Consider the following 25,069-nt stretch of genomic DNA (forward strand, 5'->3'; position numbering starts at 1 on the left):
ATCACCGACGAGACGACCGGTGACCGTCGCTGGCGCCAGATTTCTGATTTTTTTCAAACTGGCTGATCCACCGGGCAAACCGATCCGTAAACATTGACACTGACAAACCCGGGACGAGTGCATAGAATGATGACCAGAACAAGCTCAAATCATGCGACTGTCAAGGAGCGTCCGGTGACCACACTGGATCAAAAGCCAGCCAGCTCTGAGGGCCGAAAAGACCCCTGGAGCCAGATGCTGCAGAAAGTGGGTAAGAACCAGGATCGCGAAGCATATCACGCGCTGTTCGAGCATTTTGGCCCGCAAATCAAGTACTACGCAATGGCCAACGGCCTGGCAAGCCACGCGGAAGAGCTCGTGCAAGAGGTATTTGTATCCATCTGGAGGCGTTCTTGCCTCTACGATTGGCGCAAGGCCGCTGCTTCCACCTGGATTTTCACCATCGCTCGTAACCAGCGCATCGACATGTTGAGAAAGATGCAGCGCACCAGCGCCGAAATGCCGGTTGAGACAGAAGACCTTTGGCAGATTCCTGGTGAAAACGAGAACGAGCCGGTCACGTCATTGCACCGTCTTATGTCGGAGAGGCGCATCAGGGAATCCCTGAGTCACCTGCCGGAAGAACAGATCACGGTGATCGCCAAGGTGTATATGGAAAACAAGTCGCATCAGATGGTGGCGGACGAGCTGGACATCCCGCTCGGCACCGTCAAAAGCCGGGTGCGGCTGGCATTGAACAAACTGAAAGTGATACTGCAGGACCAGAACGTATGACACGGCACCACCCCGACAGCCTGAGCCTGATGGAGTACAGCGCAGGTAACCTGAGCGAGCCCCATGCTCTGTGCATCAAGCTCCACCTGGACAAGTGTTCTCACTGCCGCAGCCGTGTGGACACGCTGGACAGTCTGGGTGCTGTGATGATGGAACAGCAACCGAAGGTCACTGTCTCTGAGAGCATGTTCGACAACATCCTTTCAAAGATCGACAGTGAGCCGTCAGTTGAGCCTGCAGCACCTGCCGTCCCAAGGGTAAGCGCGCTTCAGAAGCTTCTTGGCGAAGACCTCAACAGTTTGCCGTGGAAACGTCAGCTTGGGGATGTGAGTGTGCTGGACATTACGGACCGGTTCCCCGGGCAGAAAAAGCAGGTTGTTCTCCAAAAACTCGCTGCAGGCGGGAAAGCTCCGGCACACACCCATCGTGGCGAGGAAACAACCATCGTTCTGCAGGGCGCATTTGCTGACCAGAAAGGTGTGTTCAATCAGTGGGACTTCGTGGTATTGACCGACCAAGACGAGCACAAGCCGGTTGCGGTTGGTTGTGAAGACTGTATTACCCTGTCTGTGCTCAGTGCCCCGGTCAAGCTCACCGGCACGTTTACGCGGATGCTCAACCCGTTCATCCGGTGATGCTGCACCGACTTTTACAGAACGTAAAAAAAGGGGCGATTGATCATCGCCCCTTTTTTCTTGGCTGAACCAGCAGTACCCCCGATTACCAGGGCAATTCCGAACCATCCCAACTAAGAAACCGCCCGTTATCGTGCTCCTCAACGCTGTCGAGTACCGCCAGCAGGTTGGCGGCCGTTTCGTCAGGAGTATGCACTTTCAGCTTTGCAAGGGATTGACTGAACGGTTCGCTTAACGCCGATTCGGTGGTGCCCGGATGCAGGGACACGCAGGCGAGCGGTTTGCACCGTCGGGGCAACTCGATGGACAGGTTTCGCACCAGCATGTTCAGTGCCGCCTTGGAACTGCGATAGGCGTACCAGCCTCCGAATCCGTTATCGGTAATCGATCCGACTTTTGCGGAAATCGCCGCCACCCGCTTGAACTCCCGGTGACGGAGCCACGGCAACAGTGCCTGAGAGAGTAACCCGAACCCGGTTGCGTTCACGGCAAACGCTCGCGCCATGCTCCCGGCGTCCAGATCCTCAAGCCGCTTCTCCGGGAACATCTCCGGCCCGTGGAGCAAGCCGGCGGCATAGATGAAACCATCAATACCTTCCTTTCGGTCCAGCAACGAGTCCAGTGCCTTTGCAACAGCCGCTGGCGATTCCGCATCCTGCGCATCCCATGGCAACACTGTACTTCGCTCATGGGCCCGCAAAACCTCCGGCGCCTTCTCCGGCTCACGACACAAGCCGATCACACGGATCTGCGAATCCCGTTCGATCAATTGCGCGGCCAGAGCGCCCCCAATGGCGCCGGAAACCCCGGCTATCACTACTCGTTTCATGAAAAACCTCCTGCGTTCCGGAGGACATACGAAAATTCTGTCATCCAGACTGCAAAACGGTGAACCAGCAAATTAAAACAACCGTATGAAACCAGTGTTCAAATCATCTTCGGGGTCCTGCCATTCCGCGCAGAACCCCATTAAAAAGCGCACGTAGGAGAGTATCCATGCAATACCAGGCTCCGGCGAATGACCTTCGCTTTCTGTTGTTTGATGTATTGGGCGCAGACCGGCTGCATGAGCTGGAAAAATACGCCGATGCCACTCCGGATCTGATTTCTGCGGTTATTGACGAGGCCGGCAAACTCGCTGCGGAAGTCATCCAGCCCACCAACCAGGCAGGCGACCGGGAGGGCTGCACCTACGACCCGGAAACCCGCTCAGTGACAACTCCGGACTGCTTCAAGGACGCCTACAAAAAATTCGTTGAGGGCGGCTGGACCGCGCTGGACGCGCCACTTGAATACGGCGGCCAGGGCCTGCCCCACACCCTGAAGTTTGTGGTGGACGAGATGGTCTGTTCCACCAATCTTTCGCTGGGCATGTACCCCGGCCTGACCCACGGCGCCATCAGTGCCCTGCATGCGCACGGCTCCGACGAACTGAAAAAGGTCTACCTGGAAAAACTGATCTCCGGCGAGTGGACCGGCACCATGTGCCTGACCGAACCCCAGTGCGGCACTGATCTGGGTCTGATTCGCACCCGCGCGACGCCGAACGATGACGGCAGCTACGCCATAAAAGGTACCAAGATCTGGATTACCGGTGGCGAGCACGACCTGGTGGACAACATCGTGCATCTGGTGCTGGCCAAACTACCTGGGGCACCTGATACCACCAAAGGCATTTCGCTGTTTGTGGTGCCCAAGTTCCTGCCCGAATCCGGTGAGCGCAACCCGGCGTTCTGCGGCGGCCTTGAGCACAAGATGGGTATCAAGGGCTCCGCCACCTGCGTCATGAACTTTGAAGGCGCCAAGGGCTGGCTTGTCGGCGAGCCGAACGACGGAATGCGTGCCATGTTCACCATGATGAACGAAGCGCGCCTGATGGTGGGCATGCAGGGTCTCGGCCTGGCGGAAATGGCTTACCAGGAAAGTCTCGGCTTTGCCCGTGAGCGTTTGCAGAGCCGTTCATTGAGTGGCCCGAAGAACCCCGACGGCCCCGCTGACCCGATCATCGTACACCCGGATGTGCGCCGGATGCTGATGCGGCAGAAAGTTCTTAACGAGGGCATGCGCGCCCTGGCCCTGTTCGCAGGACACCAGCTGGATCTGTCGGTTGCCCATCCGGACGAAACCGTCCGGGAGTCCGCCGATGACCTGGTTCAGTTGCTTACACCGGTCGTGAAATCCTTCCTTACGGACGAGGGCTTCAACAACGCCAACACCGGGCTACAGGTACTGGGTGGTTCCGGCTTCACCACTGACTGGCCACTGGAACAACTGGTACGGGATGGCCGGATTGCCAGGATTTACGAGGGCACCAACGGCATTCAGGCCATGGACCTCGTGGGCCGCAAGCTGAGCCTGAAAGGCGGCCAACTGGTGCGCACCCTGTTCGGAACCCTGAGCGGATACCTCAAGGACAATCCGGAGGCGCCGCACCGGGAAGAACTGAAAAACGCCATGAAAGCGCTGGAAACCGCCACCATGTGGCTGGCCACCAATGCACCGAAGGATCCGGAGCAGGCGGGCGCTGCCGCCACGCCGTATCTGCGCCTTATGGCACTGACCGTGATCGGCTACCTCTGGTCCCGGATGGCCAACGTGGCCAACGAACAGCTTGCCGCGGGCGAGGGCAACAAGCCGCTGCTGGAAAGCAAGGTAGTGTCTGCACGCTTCTACTTTGAAAAGCTGCTGCCGGAAGTGGACTGGCTGCTGGGTGATATCCAGAGTGGCAAGGACAGCCTGATGGCGTTCTCGGACGATCACTGGGCCGCGTGATCCCTATTCCGGCCAGAGACCAGACACTCTGGCCGGAAATGACCGATCAATGACAGCTTGTGACCTTCAGCGCGACACTCCGAGACTTGATAATGATCACGTTGATTAGTGTCTCTGAACTAGTCCTGCCCAGCTCCCCGTCGGACTGGGTATTTTGAAAGCCACGCCCTGCGTGGCTTTTTTTATGGCCACTTTTTTGTCTGTGCGGTCACTGGGTTACAATTGCGCTCTTTGATTTTGTCCGGCTTTTGAACGGACCAACACGGGGACACCATGAACGCCGACGATTACGCTTTCCGCTTTGGCGGTATCGAACGACTCTATGGACGCCGTGCCCTGGAAGCCTTTCGTAGCAGCCATGTGACCGTGGTCGGGCTTGGTGGTGTCGGGTCGTGGGCCGCGGAAGCCCTGGCCAGAAGCGGCATTGGCACAATCACGCTGATCGACATGGACGATGTCTGTGTATCCAACACCAACCGCCAGCTCCATGCCCTTGAAGGCCAATACGGGCGCACCAAGACCGATGCCATGGCAGACCGGTTGCGGGCGATCAACCCGGCGGCAAACATTCAGGTGCATTTCGGCTTCCTGACCACCAAGAATGTCAGCGAGCTGATCACCGGGGACATGACCGGGGTGGTCGACGCCATCGACAGCGTCAAGGCCAAGGCTGCCCTGATTGCCCACTGCCAGCGCCGGAAGATTCCACTGGTCTGTGCCGGCGGCGCTGGTGGGCAGATCGACCCAACCCAGATTCAGGTGGCGGATCTGAGCAAAACCACCCAAGACCCACTTTTGGCCAAAGTACGCAACCTGCTGCGCCGGGAATACGGTTTTTCCCGGAACCCGAAGCGTCGCTTTGGTATTGAGGCCGTATACTCCCTTGAGCAGCTGACGTATCCTGCCGGTGACGGCGAAGTCTGCCTTCAGAAACCGGCCACCGACGGCCCGGTAAGACTGGATTGCGCCTCAGGCTTTGGCGCCGCCAGTCCGGTAACCGCCAGCTTCGGTTTTTTTGCGGCCTCCCGACTTCTGAATCGGATCGCCAGACGCGCCAACCAATAGATCAACGGAACTGAAACCAATATGCCAGTCAGTACTGTCCTGCTTCTTGCCAGCATTGGCGTTCTCTCACTTTTCTGCCAGTGGCTTGCCTGGCGCGTCCGCATGCCGGCGATCCTGTTCCTGCTGGCAGGTGGCATTGCCGCCGGGCCTGTCCTGGGCTTTTTGGCCCCGGAAGTGGTTTTTGGCGACCTGCTGTTCCCGGTTATTTCCCTGGCGGTTGCCATCATCCTGTTCGAGGGCAGCCTGACCCTGCGTTACGAAGAAATACGCGGCCACGGCAAGATGGTCCGCAACCTGATTCCTGTGGGCTCGATTGTCACCTGCATCATCGGCACCCTGGCTGCACGCTGGCTTCTGGACGTTTCCTGGGCTGTTGCCCTGCTATTTGGCGCCATTTCCATCGTTACCGGGCCCACCGTAATCGCACCGCTGCTGCGCTCGGTTCGGCCGGATTCGAAACTGGCCAACATCCTTCGCTGGGAAGGGATCATCATTGACCCCGTCGGGGCTCTGCTGGCGGTTCTGGTGTTCGAAGGGATTGTCTCCTGGGGACAGGGCAACGTGTTTGGCCACTCGCTCTATATCTTCGGCAAGACCCTGGCGGTGGGTTTCCTGATTGGTGCCATTGCCGGGTATCTCAATGGCATCGTGTTGCGCAAGCACTGGATTCCCCAGTATCTGCATAACGCCGGCACCCTCACCTTTATGCTCGGCGTTTACGCCATCTCCAACGAATTGGCCCATGAGTCAGGCCTGTTGACGGTCACTGTAATGGGCATCTGGATGGCAAACATGAAGCAGGTGCCCATCGAGAGCATTCTGGAGTTCAAGGAATCCCTGAGCGTTCTGCTGATATCCGCCCTGTTCATCATCCTGGCAGCACGGGTTGAGTTTGCCGCCATTGCCGAGCTGGGCTGGGGCCTGGTGGCCGTGCTGGCCCTGCTGATGCTGGTAGCCCGTCCGCTGAGCATTTTCCTGTCTGCCATCGGTACAAGCCTGAACTGGCGCGAAAAGCTCTTCCTTAGCTGGATTGCCCCCCGGGGCATTGTTGCCGCGGCGGTGTCGGCGCTGTTCGCATTCCAGTTGCAAAAGCTTGGCTATGAAAGCGCCGGTGCTCTGGTACCCCTGGTCTTCATGCTGATCATCGCCACCGTCACCCTGCAAAGCCTGACAGCCCGGCCGATAGCCCGCCTGCTGAGAGTCGCGGAACCGGCGGAATACGGCTTCCTGATTCTGGGTGCAAACCCGGTGGCCCGGATGATTGGCACGGCCCTGAAAAAGTATGAGGTGCCGGTGACCCTGGCCGATACCAACTGGGAGAACGTACGCCAGGCCCGCATGGAAAACCTGCAGGTTTACTTCGGCAACCCCGTGTCTGAGCACGCGTCGACCCACCTGGATCTCACCGGCATCGGCAAGCTGCTGGTCATCTCCCCCTACAAGCACATGAATTCCCTGGCCACCTACCACTTCCTGGACTGGTTCGGAAACAAGTGTGTGTTCAGTCTGGCAGAGGGTGATCAGGACCAGAAGGCGCGCCACCAGACGGCTGAAAAGATCCAGATGACCAGAGGCCTGTTTGACGGCGTCAGCTACGCCAAGCTGGCCAGTCTGGTGAGTCAGGGCTTCACGGTGAAGACCACGCAACTGAGTGAAGAGTTTGGTTACGAGGAGTTCCTGAACAAATACCAGAACCAGGCCCTGGTACTGTTCACCTTCGACAGCAAGGAACACGTCGCTCCGGTTTGCAGCATGAAAGACCTGAAGCCGGAAAACGACTGGATCCTGATCAGCCTGGTACCACCCCAGGCCAGAAAGGAACGCAAGGAGAAAGAAGCCGAACAGCCATCAGCCGGCGAGGATGCACCGGCCGGGGAAAATCCTTCATCGACAATCTAGCACCAGTTTGCCGCGCACGTGCCCACCTTCAAGCAGTTCGTGGGCCTGCGCAACATCCTCAAGCGAAAAGGCCTTCTCGATGTGCACCTTGACGTCACCGTCCTCGATCAGCTCGGCAATCTCATCCAGGTGAAAAATGTCGGGACGCACCGTCATTCCGTGAGCGCGTAATCCCATTTCCTCCGCCGCACTGATGATGTCATCGGCGGTAACGGTGGGGATGGTAACAAGGACTCCGTGCTCACCCAGGGTGTGTAGTGAGCGCTTACCCGTATCGCCGCCCACCAGATCCAGCACCACGTCCAGGCCATAGCATTCCTCGCCGATATCCGTGGTGCGGTAGTCAATCACTTCGTGCACCCCGAGTTCCGCCAGGAAATCCCGGTTGCCGGCCGAAGCGGTGGCGATGACATGGGCACCGCGCTCCAGTGCAAACTGAACCGCAAAATGCCCAACGCCACCGGCGCCGGCGTGGATCAGAATCTTTTGGCCAGACTCCAGTTTCGCCATTTCAAACAGCGCCTGCCAAGCCGTCAGCGCCGCGAGGGGCAAGGCACCGGCAGACACCAGGTCCAACTCTTCCGGCACGATAGCCAACTCATCAGCCGCCGCCAGGGCGTACTGCGCATAACCGCCACCGCCGGCCGGAAATCCCACCATCCCCATGACCCGATCGCCGGGCGCAAGGGTGGTCACGTTGGCACCAACCCCGACAACCTCACCGGCCACGTCGTATCCTGGTGTCCAGGGCAACGAATTCTCGATCTGCCTGGCCGCAAACCCCAACCCCTTCCGGGTTTTCCAGTCAATGGGATTGAGACCGGCTCCGTGCACCCGGACCAGCACCTGTTCGTCTCCGGGAACGGGTACGTCAGCCTCTACCACCTGCAGGACATCACGCTCCCCAAATCGATCGTAGATCACATGGCGCATTGTGGCTTCAGCATTCTGATCAGCAGTATTTTCCATGGGGATCTCCGGACAACAGGTTAAACGGGATTGGCTTTGAACAAGACTAGCTGAAGTAAAGCACAAAAGTGCTCGGGGGACCTAGAGCCCCTTGCCTCCGGCCACAACAGCAGAGCCGAGGATCTCGGCAAATTCTTTCGGCGCGCGGGCGGGCCGCTGGCTTTTCATATCAACACAGGCGTGAGTGGACACCGCCCTGACCAGGGTTTTGCCATCCGACGGACGCACCAGCTGGAACTGCCGGGCAGACCGGAAACGACCGTCGTAGTCGGTCAGCCAGGTTCCCAACACCAGTTGGTCCCCGGTATTGGCCGAGGCCAGGTAATCGATCTCCGTGCGGGTGATGGCCATCGCCTTGCCGGTTTTCTCATGCAGGGCCCAGGTCATTCCCAGACTCTCTATGTGGGCCCAACTGACGTCTTCAAGCCAGCGCACATAGACAACGTTATTGGCATGTCCGAGCCTGTCGGTATCCTCAGCGCGCACCGTAATATCAATGGTGAAAGGCGCGGGCAGATCCCAGGCAATGTCGTGCTGCTGCATCAGTTGCTTTCTCCGAGACCGGGAATGGCCTGCAACGGTAGCCGGCCAATACGATCATTGTGAAGTGAACCAAAGTACAGCTTGCCATCGTGGGGGTTCACCGAAGTAATCTCCTGCAAATGGGTTCCCCGGGTGTCATGGAGGCTGGTAATAACCTTGCCGTCCCGGTCGAAGGCGATCACCAGACCATATTCCTGCGGGGTGGGCTTCAGGCTGTCAGGCAGCTTTGCCACCAGATCCTTGAGCCAGGGCCGTGGGTGCATGGCATCCACTTTATGATTGCGCAGGGTAGGAAATGCGACCCAGTAGCGGCCCTGCTCATCCACCGCCAGGTTATCGGGAAAACCGGGCAGATTGTCGGCAAACACCTCTGCCTGCCCGGCTTTGGGTCCGTGAATCCAGTACCTCAGGATGCGATATTTCCAGGTTTCGTTAACCAGCACGTAGTCACCTGCAGGAGACACCGCAACGCCATTGGCAAAATGCAGGTTGGCCAGGAGGACTTCGGCCTTGCCGGTTTTCGGGGAGTAGCGCAGCAAACGGCCGTGGGGGCGCATTTCCAGCAGATCCAGCAGGTATTCCGGCTGACGGAATTTCGAGCTGGCGTCGGTGAAGTAAATTCGTCCGTCATCGGCAATATCGACATCATCGGTAAACCGGAACAGCGTACCCTCTGCTTCCCGGGCCAATACGGTAATCTCTCCTTCAGGAGTGATCGAAAGCAGCCCCCGCCAGGAATCCGCCACAATCAGGTTACCCTGCTTATCAAACACCATGCCCAACGGCCGGCCATCGGTGGACAACCAGTTTTCAACCCGACCATCCGGGAACACCCGCACGATGTAACCATCCTGGGTGCCGGTGTAGAGCACACCATCCTCACTGACGGCCGTATCCTCGGGACCGTACACCTGGCCGCGGGCCAGCAGGTCCGCCAACCTCAATCTCTCGTTCGGCGCAATGGGTCCGGTGAGGGGCGGCGGTGAGGGCGGACTCCACGCTTTACTGTCAACAGGCGAAGGTGTCAGCAGGAAGCTGCCCAATAGCAGGAAAACAACCAGCAACCCCACCATCCATTTCATACACTCTGCCCGCCTGTTGTTCTATCAATTCCGTGTGTCAGCGTTTGAGTTACCTTAGCAGACCGGCCGGTGGGCAGGAAAATACCTGACACGAGCGCTGTCAGTCTTCGGCACTGAGGAAACGGCGGCACAGGGCAGCAAACGAGTCGGCCTTTTCTGCGTGAAGCCAGTGGCCGGTACCCTGGATAATACGCAACTGCGCCCGCGGAAACAGTCGCTGAATATCATCCCTGTGTTTTTCCTGGATGTAGGCGGAGTCGGCTCCCTTGAGAAACAGCACAGGGCCCTCGAAGGGGCCAGCGCCCTCGGGCGCTCTGGCCAGATTCCCGTAGCACGCATCAATAACCGGCAGGTTCAGCCGCCAGCGAAACACCGGCCCACCCTCCTGCTGCTCTTCCCGGGGAATCCGCTCGAGGTTCTTCAGGAGAAACTGACGCACACCCGGCTCTTCAACGAAGTCGGCCATCAGTCTGTCGGCATCCTGTCGGGAACGCACACCGGCCAGATCCATGCTGGTCAACCCTTCCAGAATGGCATCATGCCGTGGCTTGTAGTTAACCGGGGCAATGTCCGCCACGATCAGCCTGTCCACACGCTCAGGAGCCTGCAAGGCGACCTGCATAGCCACCTTGCCGCCCATGGAGTGACCCAGCAGACTGACCTTATCCAGCCCCTGTGCATCCATATAGGCAAGTACATCTGCCGCCATGGCAGGATAATCCATGGTGTCGGTGTGCGGTGAGCTGCCGTGGTTCCGCTCGTCCAACGCGTGGATCTGCCACTGATCTTCGAGACGGCGGGCGATGCCACCAAGATTGTCGAGGGATCCGAACAGCCCATGCAACAGGACCAGGGGCGGGCCTTCGCCGGTAATACGGTGATTCAGCTCAACAGTCATGGGCAGTCAGTCTCCGGATTGGTCTGCGTTCTCAAACCGGATACATTACCACTGCCAGCCTTGCGAGCAAGTACCGGTATTGACGATCATTTTCCGAAGACGAAAAAAAGCCGGGCAAAGCCCGGCATGAAGGTCATAGACGTTAAGCCTGAGAAATCAGCAATAGAAGATGCTGTTCAGGTACTCTGCAAGCTCGATGACGTTTTTCCGCTCAAGCTCGGTATGGGGTACAAAGATTTCCTGTTCCATAAAACACCTCCTGATTGCCTTTCCATTGCTTCAACCTGATACCCTGATGTTATCGTTCAAGCCACGGGTGACCGTTGACAGGCGGTTGCATACACTTGACATTTTGTATCAGTCCTCATGACAGCTCGTTAACTATCAGGCCGTATACCGTGACATCTGCCCAACCGGATTCCACCAGCACTCCCCTGGTCGCTGCCTCAAGCACGCTGGCACTGGTTCATTACCTTGAGCGACAGGGCGTGTTCAATGCCCCACACGTTGAACAACTGACCGGGCTGACGATGTCGGAACTTACCGACCCGGACCGTCGAGTCCCCGCGGATGCCCACTACCGGCTCTGGGAGCACGCAGAGTATGTTACGGGCGACCCTGGCGTTGGACTGCATGCCGGCAAGGTTGTGGATCCGGAACGGATGGGACTGGTGGGGCATGTATTCTTCAACTGCGACACACTGGGTGAGGCTGTTACCCAATATGTCCGCCTGCATCGGCTGATTAATGAGTCGGTATTCCTGAGCTTCGAGCAGACCGCTGACCAGGCCATCCTATGCTGGCAGCCAGACAGGGCCGAACATTACTGCCGGCAGGATATGGACCGCACCCTCGCCGCGTCTATCACCCGCACCCGTCATTTCATCCACCCGGGCATTCAGGCCGAATGGGTGGAAATTGCCCACCCGGCGCCCGTGTACGCGCACGAATACGAAAAGCTTCTCGGCGGGCCAGTCCGGTTTGACTGCGGCATCACCAGACTCGCCTTCAACAGCCGGCACCTGGGGCATCCGATTCCCCGCCGTAACCCGTATGTCTATTCAGCCGTGCTGAAACAGGTCAATTCCCTGCTGGCCAGGCTGCAGAGCCGTCGCTCCTTTGGCCGCAAGATTCACCGGCTGATATCAAAGCAGATGGCAACCGAAAAGATTGATGCCGACACGCTGGCCCGGCAGTGCCACATGAGCCGACAGACTCTGTACCGAAAACTCAAAAAGGAGGGTCTGAGCTTTCAGGGCCTGGTGGAACAGGTCCGGCAAGACAAGGCGCTCAGGTATGTGGCGGGGGATCAGTATGCCCTCGGCGAGATTGCCTTCCTGCTCGGTTTCTCTGAACTCAGCGCCTTCAGCCGTGCGTTCAAACGCTGGACCGGCACCTCGCCGGCCGAGTACCGTGCGAGACACCTGGCAAGCCCAGAGGCTGAACACCAGGAGCCGGACACCAGCAAAGGAGAGCGATAGTGGACGACCTGTCTCTGGTTGCGATTGCCGTTGGCATTCTTTACCTGGGCGCATTCGCCTGCGTCTACCGCATTCTGCTGACCTATCGCACTACCCAGGGTGCCATCGCCTGGATCATTGGCCTGATCGCAGTCCCTTACGTTGCGGTCCCCATGTTCGTCCTGTTCGGACGTAATCGTTTCGGTGGCTACGTGAAGGCTCGTCGTCTCGGAGACCGGTCACTGACCAACCTGCTGAACCGGTTCGAGCAACAGACCACCTCCATCCCGGTCCCTACCAGCGACCGTTTCACAGACGAACTCCAGGTGCTCTGCCGGCTGGGACGCCAACCGTTTACCGACGGCAATCGATGCACGCTGTTGCGGGACGGCGAAGCCACCTTCGACGCCCTGTTCGAAGCCATGGAAGACGCCGAGCACTACATCCTGCTGGAATTCTACATCGTGCGGTCAGACCGGGTTGGCCGTCGAATCAAATCGATTCTTGAACGCAAACTGGCCCAGGGGGTGGAAGTCTGGTTTCTGTATGACGACATTGGCAGCGTCTGGCTACCGAGGAACTATTTGAAGCAGCTCGCCGCCGCCGGCGCCCGGGTTGCCTCGTTCGGGGACGGTAACATCCGCAGGCGGCGGTTTCAGATCAATTTCCGGAACCACCGCAAGCTGCTGGTCTGCGACGGTAAGGTCGGCTTTGTGGGCGGCATCAACCTGGGAGACGAGTACCTTGGCACCGCCATGGATCAGGAGCCCTGGCGCGACACCCATTGCCGGATTGAAGGTCCGGCCGTTACCGGCTTGCAGCTGGCGTGGTTGGAGGACTGGAACTGGGCCAGCAACGATTTTCCCAGCCTTGACTGGGAGCCGGCCGCCAATCAGCCCGGGAATGACGAGGTGCTGATGCTACCAACAGGCCCGGCCGACACCTGGGAAACCTGTACCCTGTTCTTCCTGAACTGTATCAACAACGCCCGATCCCGGCTCTGGATCGCCTCGCCCTACTTCGTGCCGGACTTCCAGATCATGAATGCGCTGCAACTGGCGGCACTTCGGGGCATTGACGTGAGGATCCTGATTCCGGAGAAATCAGACAGCCGGCTGATCGGTCTGGCCGCCTACTCCTACCTGGTCCAGGCCTGCAAGACCGGAATCGGCATCTATCGCTACCAGCCGGGCTTCATGCACCAGAAAGTGATCCTGGTGGATGATCGCTATGCGGCTGTGGGAACGGCCAATATGGATAACCGCTCCATGCGACTGAATTTCGAGATCTCCGCCATTACCACAGCACCACATTTCATTCGCAGCGTAGAATCCATGCTGGAACAGGATCTGGACAGCTCCCGGCTGATGACCGAAAGCGATTACAAGGACCGCTCCATACTGTTTCGCCTGGCTTGCCGTGCAGTCCGCCTGCTGGCACCGTTGCTCTAGACTTTCCGATCACTGGCTCCGGAATGGCCGATGTGCGACTATGCCTACACGATTCAGCCAGTACGCAGTAGCGACAGATCACCATGAATGCCTTCAAACCAAGAGAAACACTGACCGAACAGGTCGCCCGCCACATCGAGAATCTGATTGCCTTTGGCCAGCTCCGATCCGGAGAACGGATCTACGAGGGCGCCATGGCCAAGCAGATGGATGTCAGCCACGGATCCATCCGGGAAGGGCTGTTGCTGCTGGAGAAGCGGCACCTGGTCCGCAACGTTCCGCGCAAGGGTGCGTTCGTGACACCCCTGGACGAGTTTTTCGTTCGCAGCCTCTACGAAACCCTGGAACTGTATCTCACCCACACCGGCCGCAAGCTGGTTCGCAACTGGCAGGCTGATGATATGGCCAGGCTGGAAAGTCTCTATGACCAGATGAAGGCCTGCTACGATAAAAACGATCTGATGGCCTTCCTGGAACTGGGCATTGAATACACCAAGGCATCGCTGGCCTATGCCGACAACTACTTTATTGTCTCCGCCATTGATGACCTCTGGCCGTCGGCCAAGCGCTGTGCCTTCGTCGCCTTCCAACAGGGAGGCAACCAGGTGCTTGAAGACAACCTGTCGCACATGGAGCAATCCATCAGCGCGATCAAGGACCGGGATGAAGACCGCCTGGCGGAAATACTGCACCGCTTCGCTCTGCAACAGTGTCAGCAGGTTCTCACCGCCATCGAAAAGACCGGCAACAAGACCGCGTGATGGGCCTCAGTAAAACAGCTGGGTGAACGAGAAACCGATATTGAGGTAGGCCGTCCAATTGTCCTCGTTGTTGTAGGCGGCGGCCAGTTGTACCGGGCCTAGAAAGGTATCCACACCGGCAAACACACTGGAGGATTTAACCGAGCTGTCCCAGCTGGCAGCATCCAGCGAAGACCAGGCATTGCCCGCCTCGAATCCGGCACCCACGAACCAGGGCAGAAGTGGCCCACCAAACGTCTGGCTGGCATAGGCGGAGACCATCAGGGCATTGTCTCCGGTAATTTCGCCGGGCGCGTACGCCGACAAGCGGCGAAAACCTCCCAGGCGAACCGCGTTTTCAATGCCTGGCGTACCCTTGGTTACCGCATGGGCATACACCAGCCCGGTCAACGTCAGCCCCTTCCAACTCTCGGTACCCAACGCCAGACCGGTTACCGAATCGAATTCCCTGTCGGATCCCAGACCTTCTCGCTCAAAACGCCCCCGAAGGCCGGCGAAGCCACCAGCCCGCGGGAAAAAGGTATCGTCCAGCGAATCATGAACCAGTTGCAGGGCCATTCCACCCTGATGCACGGACCCCTCAGGGGCCACCGGCTGGCCGATCTGCTCATCCACCGTGGCATAGCCCCGGGCATAAATCAGCCGGATCTCGGCATTGCCGCCGATTTCCATACCCAGAGCCAGATCCGCTTTTCGGAAGGTCACGTCCACCTCCGCTATTCGCGTGCCCGAGGCGTCGAACTGGCTGAAGGTATCCCGGGAATATTCGCCACCGAGCACCAGGAATCGTTCATAGCCGTAATCCAGGGGCTGATACCACTGGGTGCGCAGCCAGGGTTCGGTGCCGAGCTGAACACCGGTCTGCCACTCCCCACCCAGCGCGTTCAACTCGGTCATGCGAAGCGACGAGGCCAGATTGAAACGGGTCTCCCCGTCAAAGTTGTCCTCATAGTTGAGTCCGAAAGACAGGTAGTTTGGCCCCCAGCTCTTCTCCTGGACACGGATGGTCAGAACCGTACCGTCGGGCGACGAGGACGTGGAGTACGACACGATTTCGTAGTAACCGAGGCCATAGATTCGTTTGAGATCGGCCTCCAGCTGCGCGGTATTCAGGGGCTCGCCGGTTCTCTGTCGGATTCGCTCTTTGAGAAAGTCGCGGGCCAGCCGACGACTGTCTTCGATGTCGATGCGTGAAATAATCTCTACGCCGGCGTCCTGCGCCGCTATGCTATCTCGCCAGGCTGCCCACGCCTTGCGGGAGACGGATAATGGCCGCAATTCGACCCCATGCTCCCTGGCGGTGCTGGCACCCAGCTCAAACAGTACCGGCGCATCGTAGAAATCGGCAGAGGTGTAACCTTCCAGGTCCGGTCGTATCAGAACATCACCTTCAGCCAGCAAATCCAGCTGCTGATCGGTGTTTCGTCGGGTCATGATGGTTGTGAGCTGACCGACCACGGAAAAGGCGCCCCGCAGTTCGTCGGTCTGCATCAGGCTGTCGGTAATATCTATGGCGATGATGACGTCAGCGCCCATTTCCCGTGCAACGCTGACTGGCAGGTTATTGGCTACGCCACCGTCCACCAGCAGCTGGCCATTACGCTCCACTGGCGCATAAACGCCTGGAATGCTCATGCTGGCCCGAATGGCCTCGGACAGGTTGCCCTCACCGATAACCACCTGCTCGCCGGTTTCCAGGTCCGTGGCAACGGCCCGGAATGGAATGGGAAGCCGGTCAAAATCCTCAACCAGGGCAGCGTTGCGCGTCAACTCGTTGAGGATGAACCCAAGGTTCTGGCCGGCGATCAGCCCACCACCGACATGCAGGCCATCGGCGCGAACACCAATTCCCGGTACCACCGGAAACCGCCAGTCATCCTGCTTTCGCCGAACCGGTTTGTAGACTCGACCAGGGTCGTCTCGAAAGCTGGAAAGCCAGTCCATCTCGATAAAGCGCTGCTCGATGTCACTGACCGGCATACCACTGGCATAAAGGGCGCCCACCGCAGAACCGGCACTGGTGCCTACCACAAGGTCAACGGGAATCCGCATTTCCTCCAGCACCCTGAGCACGCCCACATGGGCCATCCCCTTGGCGCCACCGCCGCTGAGCACCAGCCCCACCCGGAGGCGTTCCTCAGCCGGCGCCAATGGTGCCAGAAGAAGCAGGATCGCGGTCAGTAGCCAGGGCGCAATCGTTGCCCAACGGTTGCGCCGATTCACAGCTGGCTCATTTCCGCTCGGGGGAATCGTCGTCCGCCAGCGAGAGATGGGACACATCGGGTACCACCGGCGGGGGCAGGTCGCGCTCCACGCCCAGGTCACTGCCGGGCGGCGCCAGACTCCACTCGTCCAGATGCTGGAACATGGGAGGTTCCACTTCGGTACTCTCTGCCAGGGTGACTCCGACCGGATCCAGGCTCAGACCGGAGCCGGAGAGAATGGTATCCACCTTTTCGCCCGCCACCGGCAGGCGATCGCCGGGTTCGGTTTCGGGGACTCCACCGCGCTTTGCTTCCGCCGGAGGAGCTACAGACTCCTGCTGCTGATTGGGCTGGTCTGCCGGCGCCGCAGGCCTGGGCTTGGGTGCAGCATTGGAGGCAGGACGGGCGTCAGCCATCGGCTGGACGTAAGCGACCATGCCGTGCTTCCTCAGAACCGCACGGTACTTTTCGGCCTGAACCTCTTCCAGCTTGTTACGAATAACCACCGGCTGACCACTGAACATACGGTCGACCTGCTCAAGCGAGGCCTTGAACAGCGTGCGGGCGTTATTGCGCGCGGTTTCCAGATCCGTTCCGGGAACGCATTCCCCTTTAAAGACAAGCTGAAACATGCGTTTTCCTCTTAACGTCCTTCTTTTTTACATCATAGTTGATCGTGTCGCGCACAGGGAGCCCGAGACCCCCTCCATCACTGTATCGAGAGTGCAAACAATTGAAAAATTTATGTCACATATCGCGCAAAATGCGACAGACTCTGCAATAATCATCAGTAACCAAACTTTACACTTGGTTACAGACTGACCGGATTGTCACCAGGGAGTGGCCTCCAATGACTATAAAACATTCGCTTCGCCTCGTCGTCGCAGCCCTGTTGCTGTCGGCGCCTCTCGCTCATGGTGAAAACCTCGACGTGCTCATGAGCCGGGTGTTCCCGGAAGCCCAGGCGACTTATATCGGTTACGAGAGCGTTGAACGACAGGATATCCCTGCCAGCGCGGCGGTTGACCGGAAGTACCTGATTGTCGATTTCCGACTGGCGTCGAATGACATGGAATCGGAACAACTTCAGGCCAGTGTACACAAGGTCTGCATGACACTGCTCAAGGACCGCGAGTTGATCCGACAGCTGTCCGATTCAGGCTACGACATGGTCTCTGTCGCTTTCGACCGTCGTTCGCAGTTCGACTGCCTCTGAGGCGCCCTGTAGCTCATTCTTCCCGGCCGAGCAGTTTCGGGAAGGCTTCCAGGGCGCTGTTGACCGCATCCAGGTTGAACGCTTCAACGTCCGCCAGCAGCTTTTCCCCGTAGCGCGTCACCGACCTTGAGCGGAACCGCTGGCCCCAGGCCAGTACCCGTCGCGCAAAGTCTTTCATCTGTTCCGGATCGCCACTTTCCCTGACGGACTCCCACTCATCACCGAAGTCAGCCGCCAGCTGTTCCCTGAGCCAACCCCGTTCCTGCATGCTGAGGGTCTGGGCCAGCAGTCGTTCGGATTCCTTCGGCGCTCCCTCGTCTTCCGCCTGCTCCACCGTCGCTTCTACCCGTGGCAGCGTTACCGTAAAGACCGACCCTGTGCCCGGTTCACTCTCCACCTCCAGCTCCCCGCCCATCATCCGGGCCAGTTTCCGGCTGATGGCCAATCCGAGACCGGTACCACCATAGCGCCGGGTATTCTGCCCCTCCTGCTGCTCAAAGGCATCAAAGATCCGGTCAACCTGGTCCGGTGGAATGCCAATACCGGTATCGCTGACCGTAACCACCAGTTTGTAGAACTGGCGTTCCGGGGCCTCTGTGCTATGTTCCACGCTGTCGGATCGTTTTTTGAGCGGCTTCGCGGTGGCTCGAACCGTCACACCACCATCATGGGTAAACTTGATGGCATTGCCGACCAGGTTGAACAGGACCTGCCGAAGACGGGTCTCGTCCAGCATCATGGCAGCGGGCATACGTGAGTCGACACTCACTTCCAGAGTGATGCCCTGCTCGCGGGCCCGCAGATCGAAGATATGGCGAACATCGTCCAGGAGACGACGCACCGACACCGCGGAATAGTCGAGCCTCATCTTTCCTGCTTCGATCCGGGACAGGTCCAGAATGTCATTGATCAGCATCAGCAGGCTCCGGCTTCCCGCCCGGATAGCATCCAGGTAGTTCCGTTGCTGCGGGTCGGTAACACTGTTGCTGAGCAGATCGCTGTAGCCAATCACCGCGTTCATCGGCGTGCGGATTTCGTGGGACATGTTGGCCAGGAACTCACTCTTTGCCAGGCTGGCCGCCTCCGCTTCCCGGGCCAGTCGTTCGGCTTCCAGTTTGGCGGCGCGCAGTTCGTCCTCGCTCCGGCGCAGAGCATTCTCGGAACGGATACGCTCATCCACCTCCCGTGAAAGTTTCCGGTTCCAATACAGGAAAATCAGCACCACCAGAATGGCAATCAGCACCACCCGCCGAACCACGGTGTAATCCGTTTCCTGCTCGATATCCAGGTGGATCCAGCGATTGTAGATGGACTCTGTTTCGCTGGCCTCGAGACTGCCCAGCGCCTTGTTCAGCACCCGGTGGAGTTCCGGACTGTCCTTGCGCACGGCCAGCCTCAAATCGTACTGGTAGGGCGTGATACTCGTGATTCTGAGATTCGACAACCCCAGCCTTGCAACGGTGTAACTGACCGCCGGAATGTGAGTAACCATGACGTCCAGATCGCCATTGGACAGCGCCAGAAGACCTTCCTCCACACTATCCATCGGATACAGGTCCAGGTTTGGATGGTTAATCAGCAGATAGTCATGGGCTGCATGCCGGTTCACCACACCCACCCGTTCGCTACGGAGTTCGCGAAGATCGCCGATAAAACGACCATCATCCCGGATAGCAAGGGCAATGGGCACGGTCAGATAGGCCCTCGTAAACAGAAAAGCGTCTTCGGTTCGCGGTGTGCGGGACAACCCCGGAAGTATATCCACCTTCCCCGATCGGAGCTGTTCTTCAGCCTCCATGCGGCTCCCCGCCACTGCACGGGCAAACCGGACATTCAGCTCGGTTTCGAGCCGTGTCAGCAAGTCCGGAACCAGGCCGGTAGGCCTGCCATCCTGGGTATATTCGAACGGGGGCCAGTCCGAGCGGAAAGCGACCTTCAGATCAGGATGGCGCTTGAGCCAGTCGATGTCCGATTCAGAGAGCTCGAGCCCGCTTCGCTCCATCGCCGGCTGATCGGCCTGAAGCCAGGACTGGCGGATGGTGCGGTGTTCATGGTGACTGATCGCAGCAATGGCCCTGTTCAGCACCTGATAAAGTCGATCCCGATCAGTATCCACCTGCAACACCACATCCACCGTATTGTTGTCGAGCAGAACCGACAGACCAATGCCGTTCACCATGGCCGACTGCAGGTAATCGGAAACCAAAGGCACTGGGGCGAGAAAAGCATCGGCCTGCCCGGAAAGAATCTGCCCGACGGCTTCGCTGACATTGCCAACCGGAACCGGCGTGAACTCTTCAACCGGATCGAGAATGGGGTATTGGTTCGGATCACCGGCGATCACGGCAATCCGGCTGCCTTCCAGATCGGCCAGAGTGCGAATGGCAGCATCGCCAGCGCTGACGAACAGGCCGTAAGTGAGGGACATCAGCGGGTCGGTAAAGCGTTGGCCGGGGACCACCGGCATTCCGGGCATCCGGGTGGTCAGAACCGCATCGGTTGCCAACTCACTCTGAACAGGGCCGGTTTCCCGCCCTGATTCCAGGACAACCGGCTCCATGGTGACGCCAAGCTTATCCGACAGGCGGGCGAGGTAATCAATGTAGGTCCCGGCCAGGACACCGTTACCGGTATCGAAAACCAGCGGCACCTGGTCACTCCGCAGGCCAATGCGAAAACGCTCCTGGTCTTCCAGCCAGGTCAGCTCCTGCTTGCCGAGCACGGGGGCCGGTGATGCTTGTGGCGGTTCCGCCCGTACCGGGGATTGAAACAGCGCCAGCAGGCAGCATAGTAAAAAGGCAAGGGTAACCTTCACTGGATATCCTTAGGGGTTCCGCTACATTTCAGGGAACAATACCTGCAAACGCCATTGATTTCATTCAGCCAAACGGTCATCGGGAGACGAATGTCCATGGATACCAGCAAACACACCCTCAGCACCCTGTTCGAACAACTTGGCCTGGCGTCTGACGCCAAAAGCATCGAGGATTTCGTTGCAAAATACTCGCCCCTGCCCAGCGAAGTTGCCATCCAGGACGCGCCCATCTGGTCCGAAAGCCAGTCCCACTTCCTGGAAGAAGGCCTCGAGGAGGACAGCGACTGGGCAGAGGTGATCGACGAACTGGACGCGATGATGCGTCACTGACCGGCGGTGCTATCGCCGATCATGACCTGATCGCGGCCCGCGTCCTTGGCCTGATAGAGGGCGCGGTCAGCGCGGTCAAACACTGACTCTTCGGTGTCGCCGGCAATAAACCCTGCCAGACCCGCCGAGAAGGTCACACTCACCGGCTCGCCCCGGAAATGGAACGGCAGCTTGCGGACATGCTCCCGCAATTTATCGACGACTACGCTGGCGTCTGCCGGCTCGGTCTCTGGAAACAGCACCACGAATTCCTCGCCGCCAAAACGGGCCACAAAATCAGTGGTGCGCAGGCGCTCTCTGAACTCCCTTGCAACCAGTTGCAGTACCCGGTCCCCCGCCTTGTGGCCATAGGAATCGTTGATCCGCTTGAACAGATCAATATCCAGCACACCCACGGTCAAAGGATGGCTGTAACGTTGCCAGCGGTTGTATTCGAATGAGAGGCGTTCCTGCCAGGCTTCACGATTAGGCAACTCGGTAAGCAGATCGGTCATTGCACGCAATCGCTCCTTGCGGACCTGCTCCTGCATCTGCTCGGAATGAGCTTCCATGGCGGCTACTTTCTCTTGCATTGCCTCAAGCTGCTCGGAAAGCGCACGCTCGCGCTCCGACTCCTGGGTTCGAAAGCGACCGACCGCCTGGCCAATGGATTCTAGGTGACGGCTGACCGACTGTTTGAGGTCCTGCAGATCATCACTTTCCTGCAAGCGCTGACCTACCCGCTCGATTTCCTCACGGATTTCCCGATCCAGGTGTTCTGAGGCATCCAGACGGCCGGACTGGGCCGAGGACTGGACAGCAAAATGCTCCCGAAGCACCTCCAGGCGCTCGTCCAGTCGTTTAAGAAAGGCCTCGAATTCGCGTTTGCTCCGGGTGACGGCAGCTATCACCAGCTCTGCCACCTGGTTCAGCCCTTCCCGCAGCTCATCCCAATCATTACTGGCCAGCAGAGACTGCTGCAGAGCGCGAGCCCGTGACTCGGCTGCAGGCTCCAGAGAGACCTGGGTCAGCATCTGTCCCAACAGCTGGCCTACCCGGCGGGCAATGCGCAATCGCTGGGCATTGTCCTCGATATCCCGGGCATTGCCCGGCACTGCCTCAGCCTGTTCAGGGCTCTCGGGCTGAGATTCGGGGACCGTCTGTTGTTGCTGCTGCTGTGGCTCTGGCTCCCGGGCCTTGCGGGTGAAAAAGGAAGGCTTCCTGTCGTTGGCAGGCTGACGCTCGTCGAGCAGGGCGACCTGACGGTCAATCTGATCCTGCAATTCCTTCCAGGCTTCCACATCCACCCGGTTCTTCCGCAGGTCCTTGCGAATTCGCACCAACAGGCGGTCCAGTTCCGGCGTTTGGCCTTCCGATGCCAGACTGGTTCGAACCAACATGCGCTCAAGGGTATTACGCTCGGCCTTCCACTGCTTTTCCCGGTTTTCTGCAGACTCGAGTTCCCGAAGGTATTTATCCTTCCAGGACTGATCCGATGCCATGAAGCGCTCCCGCCTATCCTTGCTGTACTGTTGATGTTTGAAAACGCCTGAACTGCCTGTTGCCGGTTTCAGGAACTCTCGTCACTGGTCTTGCCATGATACTTATCGCGACGCGCCCTGGGGTGACTCTGGTCATAAACCCGTGCCAAATGTTGAAAATCAAGATGAGTATAGACCTGGGTTGTGGCAATGTCGGCGTGCCCCAGTAACTCTTGTACGGCCCGCAGGTCACCACTGGATTCAAGCATGTGGCTGGCAAAGGAGTGTCGCAGCATGTGGGGATGGAGTTTCTGGTCGGCACCGCGGCTGATACCCCAGCGGCTCAGGCGGGCCTGGATACTGCGGTGGCTGAGCCTCTCGCCCCGCTGGCTGACAAACAACGCGGCTTCACCGTCACTGGCCAGCGCGGCTCTGTGCTGCAGCCAGGCCTGAATGGCGGCAATTGCCTTGCGCCCCACGGGCAGCAGCCGCTCCTTGCCGCCCTTACCCAGCACACGGACTTCTCCACCGCGCAGATCGACGGTATCGAGATCCAGGCTTGCCAGCTCCGCCAGCCGCAGGCCAGAGGAGTACATTAGCTCGAACATGCACAGGTCGCGGACCTCCAGGGGGTCGTCCGGCTGACAGTCCAGCAGATGATTCAGTTGATCCACGTCTGCCACTCGAGGCAAGCGCCGACCACTCTTGGGGGCACGGATATCCAGCGCCGGATTATCCGAGACCAGTTTCTCCCTGAGCAGGAACTGGTAAAAACGTCGGGTCGCGGAAAGGTGCCGGGCAATGCTCCGGCCTGACAGACCCTCCCGGCTGAGCGTTGCCACATAGCGGCGCAGATCGTGATTGGTGACCCGGTGCCAGGCGGTTAACCCGCTCTGGCTCAGCCAGCTTGCCAGACGTTGCAGATCGCGCTGGTAGCTTTCGCAGGTTCTGGGGGAATGACGTTTTTCAGAAGCCAGATGCCGGATAAATTCCGTCAGCGGCCCGACAAGCTCCTGGGGCACCGAAGGACGCTCCGGAACCGCTGACACCCTAGCGGGACTCCGTCGCCATATCGGTGACCGGCGCAGCCATGGTGTGCCGCTGCACCATGGGGGGCAGGAGGCGGCTGAGGGTATCACTGATGTAACTCAGAAACAGCGATCCCATGCTCTGGTCAAAATAGCCCGGCTGGCAACTGCCGACCGCAAACACACCTACCAGCTCATCATGTCTGAGCGGTACCAGCGCCACGGAGGCAATCGGTTCTTCCCGGTCCGGGAACAGAAACTCCCGCTCGCTCTCACGGAACTGGCCGCATACGGCCCTCTCGCCTTCCAGCAGGCTACCCAGTCGCTCACGGGCCACGGAGGGACTCACCACATGCAATGCACCCTGGGAGGCCTCGGGCAGTTCGACATCGGTGAACAACAGTACGGAGGCAGCGTCGAGGCCGAAATCGCCGCGGATGCTGTCGTCAATGGCCGAGGCCATGTCGTTGAGGGTCCGGGCCTCAATCACCTGCATCAGTAAGCGCTTGCTCTTCTCGAACAACCGGTCATTGTGGCGGGCGATGGACACCAGCTCCACCAGCTCCCTGCGCAGAGTGTCCCGTTGCTCCCGAAACAGATGCACCTGGCGCTCCACAAGGGAAATCGCCCGACCACTGTCGTGTGGCAGGGTAAGACTGCGCAGCAGTTCGTCCTGATCGATAAAGAAATCGGGGTTGGCTCGCAGGTAGTCCGCCACCTCTTCCCGCGTGAGCTCACCGGCCTTCTGTCGGGCCGTTTGTTCTGTCATGGAGTACTCCTGGCTGTCAGGATCTTTGTTTATGGGGGCGACCGCTCCTGCGGCGGCGACCACCAGATTCACCCGGCAGCCTCAACTGCCCCTCAAATACACTGGTTGCAGGCCCTTCCATCATAACAGGGGACCCCTCACCCTGCCATTCGATGACCAGTTTGCCACCCCTCAACTCCACCTCCACGCGGGAGTCCAACAGACCACGCAAGCAGCCGGCAACAACCGCGGCACAGGCGCCGCTGCCACAGGCCAGGGTCTCGCCGGAACCGCGCTCAAATACCCGGAGGCGAACATGAGTGCGGTCGAGGATCTGCAAGAACCCGATATTGGCCCTGGCCGGGAATCGGGGATGGCGCTCGAGCTTGGGCCCCAGCGTTTCCACCGGCGCCTGTTCCACATCCTCAACCAGCAATACGCCATGGGGATTACCCATGGACAGGGCGCTCAGTTCCACTGTCTGGCCATCGACATCCACGGTGTAGACGTCCTTGCGGCGGTCGGCGGCAAACGGAATCGCCGGCGGATTGAACTCGGGCACACCCATGTTAACCATGACCATGCCTTCGCGCCCCACGCGAAGCTCAATCACGCCTTTCGCGGTCTGAACCCGGATGACTTTTTTATTGGTCAGGCGCTGGTCGCGAACGAATCGCGCGAAACACCGGGCCCCGTTGCCGCACTGCTCCACCTCGGATCCGTCCGCATTGAAAATTCTATAACGGAAATCGACATCCGGCAGACCGGGCGGCTCCACCACCAGCAGCTGGTCGAAGCCAATCCCGAAATTCCGGTTGGCCAGTTCCCGGATCATCTCCGGCCGCAGACGGAACGGCTGGCTGATGGCATCCACCACCATAAAATCGTTGCCCAGCCCATGCATCTTGGTGAACCGAAGCGTGGGGCCCTGATTCCGGCGTTGCTGTGTCATCTCCTCG

Annotated in this window: 22 protein-coding genes; 10 read left to right on the plus strand and 12 right to left on the minus strand. The window is 59.0% G+C overall.

From position 1 onward, the window contains the following. Nucleotides 1–174: 174 nt before the first annotated feature. Nucleotides 175–774, plus strand: a complete 600-nt coding sequence (locus ABNF92_RS08345; protein ID WP_064228420.1) for a sigma-70 family RNA polymerase sigma factor — start codon at nucleotides 175–177, stop codon at nucleotides 772–774. Next, a complete protein-coding gene (locus ABNF92_RS08350; protein WP_349343887.1) occupies nucleotides 771–1,409 on the plus strand; it encodes a ChrR family anti-sigma-E factor in 639 nt (212 codons plus the stop codon). Before ABNF92_RS08345 ends, ABNF92_RS08350 begins: the two co-directional genes overlap by 4 nt. Before the next feature lie 85 nt (nucleotides 1,410–1,494). Here ABNF92_RS08350 and ABNF92_RS08355 read toward each other — a convergent pair whose 3' ends face one another. Next, complete coding sequence (locus ABNF92_RS08355) at nucleotides 1,495–2,238, minus strand: SDR family oxidoreductase (protein ID WP_349343888.1); 744 nt, start codon at nucleotides 2,236–2,238, stop codon at nucleotides 1,495–1,497. A 167-nt stretch (nucleotides 2,239–2,405) separates the two neighbouring features. On the opposite strand from ABNF92_RS08355, the gene ABNF92_RS08360 reads away from it, so the two are divergent. From ABNF92_RS08360 to ABNF92_RS08370, 3 genes are all read left to right on the plus strand, one after another. Next, on the plus strand, nucleotides 2,406–4,181 hold the full coding sequence (locus ABNF92_RS08360; RefSeq protein WP_349343889.1) for an acyl-CoA dehydrogenase C-terminal domain-containing protein: 1,776 nt from the start codon (nucleotides 2,406–2,408) through the stop codon (nucleotides 4,179–4,181). A gap of 273 nt (nucleotides 4,182–4,454) precedes the next feature. Continuing rightward, a complete protein-coding gene (gene tcdA / locus ABNF92_RS08365) occupies nucleotides 4,455–5,246 on the plus strand; it encodes a tRNA cyclic N6-threonylcarbamoyladenosine(37) synthase TcdA (RefSeq protein ID WP_069184749.1) in 792 nt (263 codons plus the stop codon). Nucleotides 5,247–5,267: 21 nt separating this feature from the next. Next, the gene (locus tag ABNF92_RS08370; protein ID WP_069184748.1) at nucleotides 5,268–7,145 is read left to right on the plus strand and encodes a sodium:proton antiporter; all 1,878 of its coding nucleotides are present in this window, start codon (nucleotides 5,268–5,270) and stop codon (nucleotides 7,143–7,145) included. On the opposite strand, the gene ABNF92_RS08375 is transcribed toward ABNF92_RS08370, so the two are convergent. From ABNF92_RS08375 to ABNF92_RS08390, 4 genes are all read right to left on the minus strand, one after another. After that, nucleotides 7,131–8,114, minus strand: coding sequence for an NADP-dependent oxidoreductase (locus tag ABNF92_RS08375; protein ID WP_069184747.1), 984 nt, complete (start codon nucleotides 8,112–8,114; stop codon nucleotides 7,131–7,133). The genes ABNF92_RS08370 and ABNF92_RS08375 overlap by 15 nt on opposite strands. A gap of 81 nt (nucleotides 8,115–8,195) precedes the next feature. Beyond that, nucleotides 8,196–8,657 carry a thioesterase family protein gene (locus ABNF92_RS08380; RefSeq protein WP_069184746.1) on the minus strand — a complete coding sequence of 154 codons (462 nt, stop codon included), beginning with the start codon at nucleotides 8,655–8,657 and terminating at the stop codon, nucleotides 8,196–8,198. Further along, nucleotides 8,657–9,739 (minus strand): SMP-30/gluconolactonase/LRE family protein, encoded by a 1,083-nt coding sequence (locus ABNF92_RS08385; protein WP_349343890.1) that lies wholly within the window; start codon nucleotides 9,737–9,739, stop codon nucleotides 8,657–8,659. The genes ABNF92_RS08380 and ABNF92_RS08385 overlap by 1 nt, the downstream gene beginning before the upstream one ends. Before the next feature lie 100 nt (nucleotides 9,740–9,839). Further along, on the minus strand, nucleotides 9,840–10,637 hold the full coding sequence (locus ABNF92_RS08390; protein WP_349343891.1) for an alpha/beta fold hydrolase: 798 nt from the start codon (nucleotides 10,635–10,637) through the stop codon (nucleotides 9,840–9,842). A gap of 398 nt (nucleotides 10,638–11,035) precedes the next feature. Between ABNF92_RS08390 and ABNF92_RS08395 the strand changes: the two genes are divergently transcribed. The 3 genes from ABNF92_RS08395 (at nucleotide 11,036) to ABNF92_RS08405 (ending at nucleotide 14,309) form a co-directional block, all read left to right on the plus strand. Further along, nucleotides 11,036–12,118: an AraC family transcriptional regulator gene (locus ABNF92_RS08395; RefSeq protein ID WP_291905748.1), complete on the plus strand. Its 1,083-nt coding sequence runs from the start codon at nucleotides 11,036–11,038 to the stop codon at nucleotides 12,116–12,118. Next, nucleotides 12,118–13,548 carry a cardiolipin synthase gene (cls, locus tag ABNF92_RS08400; RefSeq protein ID WP_349343892.1) on the plus strand — a complete coding sequence of 477 codons (1,431 nt, stop codon included), beginning with the start codon at nucleotides 12,118–12,120 and terminating at the stop codon, nucleotides 13,546–13,548. The genes ABNF92_RS08395 and cls overlap by 1 nt, the downstream gene beginning before the upstream one ends. An 83-nt stretch (nucleotides 13,549–13,631) precedes the next feature. Beyond that, nucleotides 13,632–14,309, plus strand: a complete 678-nt coding sequence (locus ABNF92_RS08405) for a GntR family transcriptional regulator (protein WP_069184741.1) — start codon at nucleotides 13,632–13,634, stop codon at nucleotides 14,307–14,309. 6 nt (nucleotides 14,310–14,315) lie between these two features. Here the strand turns inward: ABNF92_RS08405 and ABNF92_RS08410 are convergent, their stop codons facing one another. Both ABNF92_RS08410 and ABNF92_RS08415 read right to left on the minus strand, forming a co-directional pair. Further along, on the minus strand, nucleotides 14,316–16,532 hold the full coding sequence (locus ABNF92_RS08410; protein ID WP_349343893.1) for a patatin-like phospholipase family protein: 2,217 nt from the start codon (nucleotides 16,530–16,532) through the stop codon (nucleotides 14,316–14,318). Nucleotides 16,533–16,539: 7 nt separating this feature from the next. Further along, nucleotides 16,540–17,145, minus strand: a complete 606-nt coding sequence (locus ABNF92_RS08415; RefSeq protein ID WP_349343894.1) for a hypothetical protein — start codon at nucleotides 17,143–17,145, stop codon at nucleotides 16,540–16,542. A 218-nt stretch (nucleotides 17,146–17,363) separates the two neighbouring features. Between ABNF92_RS08415 and ABNF92_RS08420 the strand changes: the two genes are divergently transcribed. After that, complete coding sequence (locus tag ABNF92_RS08420; RefSeq protein WP_349343895.1) at nucleotides 17,364–17,729, plus strand: hypothetical protein; 366 nt, start codon at nucleotides 17,364–17,366, stop codon at nucleotides 17,727–17,729. A gap of 13 nt (nucleotides 17,730–17,742) precedes the next feature. On the opposite strand, the gene ABNF92_RS08425 is transcribed toward ABNF92_RS08420, so the two are convergent. Continuing rightward, nucleotides 17,743–20,544 (minus strand): transporter substrate-binding domain-containing protein, encoded by a 2,802-nt coding sequence (locus ABNF92_RS08425; RefSeq protein ID WP_349343896.1) that lies wholly within the window; start codon nucleotides 20,542–20,544, stop codon nucleotides 17,743–17,745. 96 nt (nucleotides 20,545–20,640) lie between these two features. On the opposite strand from ABNF92_RS08425, the gene ABNF92_RS08430 reads away from it, so the two are divergent. Continuing rightward, nucleotides 20,641–20,874: a DUF2789 domain-containing protein gene (locus tag ABNF92_RS08430; RefSeq protein WP_069184830.1), complete on the plus strand. Its 234-nt coding sequence runs from the start codon at nucleotides 20,641–20,643 to the stop codon at nucleotides 20,872–20,874. Here the strand turns inward: ABNF92_RS08430 and ABNF92_RS08435 are convergent. From ABNF92_RS08435 to dapF, 4 genes are all read right to left on the minus strand, one after another. Beyond that, on the minus strand, nucleotides 20,868–22,355 hold the full coding sequence (locus tag ABNF92_RS08435; protein WP_349343897.1) for a diguanylate cyclase: 1,488 nt from the start codon (nucleotides 22,353–22,355) through the stop codon (nucleotides 20,868–20,870). The genes ABNF92_RS08430 and ABNF92_RS08435 overlap by 7 nt on opposite strands. Nucleotides 22,356–22,423: 68 nt before the next feature. Next, a complete protein-coding gene (gene xerC / locus ABNF92_RS08440) occupies nucleotides 22,424–23,356 on the minus strand; it encodes a tyrosine recombinase XerC (protein ID WP_069184829.1) in 933 nt (310 codons plus the stop codon). Nucleotides 23,357–23,384: 28 nt separating this feature from the next. Beyond that, nucleotides 23,385–24,131 carry a DUF484 family protein gene (locus ABNF92_RS08445; protein ID WP_069184736.1) on the minus strand — a complete coding sequence of 249 codons (747 nt, stop codon included), beginning with the start codon at nucleotides 24,129–24,131 and terminating at the stop codon, nucleotides 23,385–23,387. Between the two features lie 16 nt (nucleotides 24,132–24,147). After that, complete coding sequence (gene dapF / locus ABNF92_RS08450; RefSeq protein WP_209399054.1) at nucleotides 24,148–25,062, minus strand: diaminopimelate epimerase; 915 nt, start codon at nucleotides 25,060–25,062, stop codon at nucleotides 24,148–24,150. Nucleotides 25,063–25,069: the final 7 nt, after the last annotated feature.

Source organism: Marinobacter sp. MMG032, from assembly GCF_040112695.1.
GTDB lineage: Bacteria > Pseudomonadota > Gammaproteobacteria > Pseudomonadales > Oleiphilaceae > Marinobacter > Marinobacter salsuginis.

What these genes read in the sequence shown, in the direction of transcription:
- ABNF92_RS08385 (WP_349343890.1), bottom strand. Translation starts at nt 9,739, where the DNA reads ATGAAATGGATGGTGGGGTTGCTGGTTGTTTTCCTGCTATTGGGCAGC.
- ABNF92_RS08355 (WP_349343888.1), bottom strand. Translation starts at nt 2,238, where the DNA reads ATGAAACGAGTAGTGATAGCCGGGGTTTCCGGCGCCATTGGGGGCGCT.
- ABNF92_RS08370 (WP_069184748.1), top strand. Translation starts at nt 5,268, where the DNA reads ATGCCAGTCAGTACTGTCCTGCTTCTTGCCAGCATTGGCGTTCTCTCA.
- ABNF92_RS08445 (WP_069184736.1), bottom strand. Translation starts at nt 24,131, where the DNA reads ATGACAGAACAAACGGCCCGACAGAAGGCCGGTGAGCTCACGCGGGAA.
- ABNF92_RS08430 (WP_069184830.1), top strand. Translation starts at nt 20,641, where the DNA reads ATGGATACCAGCAAACACACCCTCAGCACCCTGTTCGAACAACTTGGC.
- ABNF92_RS08350 (WP_349343887.1), top strand. Translation starts at nt 771, where the DNA reads ATGACACGGCACCACCCCGACAGCCTGAGCCTGATGGAGTACAGCGCA.
- ABNF92_RS08435 (WP_349343897.1), bottom strand. Translation starts at nt 22,355, where the DNA reads ATGGCATCGGATCAGTCCTGGAAGGATAAATACCTTCGGGAACTCGAG.
- ABNF92_RS08405 (WP_069184741.1), top strand. Translation starts at nt 13,632, where the DNA reads ATGAATGCCTTCAAACCAAGAGAAACACTGACCGAACAGGTCGCCCGC.
- ABNF92_RS08420 (WP_349343895.1), top strand. Translation starts at nt 17,364, where the DNA reads ATGACTATAAAACATTCGCTTCGCCTCGTCGTCGCAGCCCTGTTGCTG.
- dapF (WP_209399054.1), bottom strand. Translation starts at nt 25,062, where the DNA reads ATGACACAGCAACGCCGGAATCAGGGCCCCACGCTTCGGTTCACCAAG.
- ABNF92_RS08360 (WP_349343889.1), top strand. Translation starts at nt 2,406, where the DNA reads ATGCAATACCAGGCTCCGGCGAATGACCTTCGCTTTCTGTTGTTTGAT.
- ABNF92_RS08415 (WP_349343894.1), bottom strand. Translation starts at nt 17,145, where the DNA reads ATGTTTCAGCTTGTCTTTAAAGGGGAATGCGTTCCCGGAACGGATCTG.
- ABNF92_RS08390 (WP_349343891.1), bottom strand. Translation starts at nt 10,637, where the DNA reads ATGACTGTTGAGCTGAATCACCGTATTACCGGCGAAGGCCCGCCCCTG.
- ABNF92_RS08380 (WP_069184746.1), bottom strand. Translation starts at nt 8,657, where the DNA reads ATGCAGCAGCACGACATTGCCTGGGATCTGCCCGCGCCTTTCACCATT.
- ABNF92_RS08375 (WP_069184747.1), bottom strand. Translation starts at nt 8,114, where the DNA reads ATGGAAAATACTGCTGATCAGAATGCTGAAGCCACAATGCGCCATGTG.
- tcdA (WP_069184749.1), top strand. Translation starts at nt 4,455, where the DNA reads ATGAACGCCGACGATTACGCTTTCCGCTTTGGCGGTATCGAACGACTC.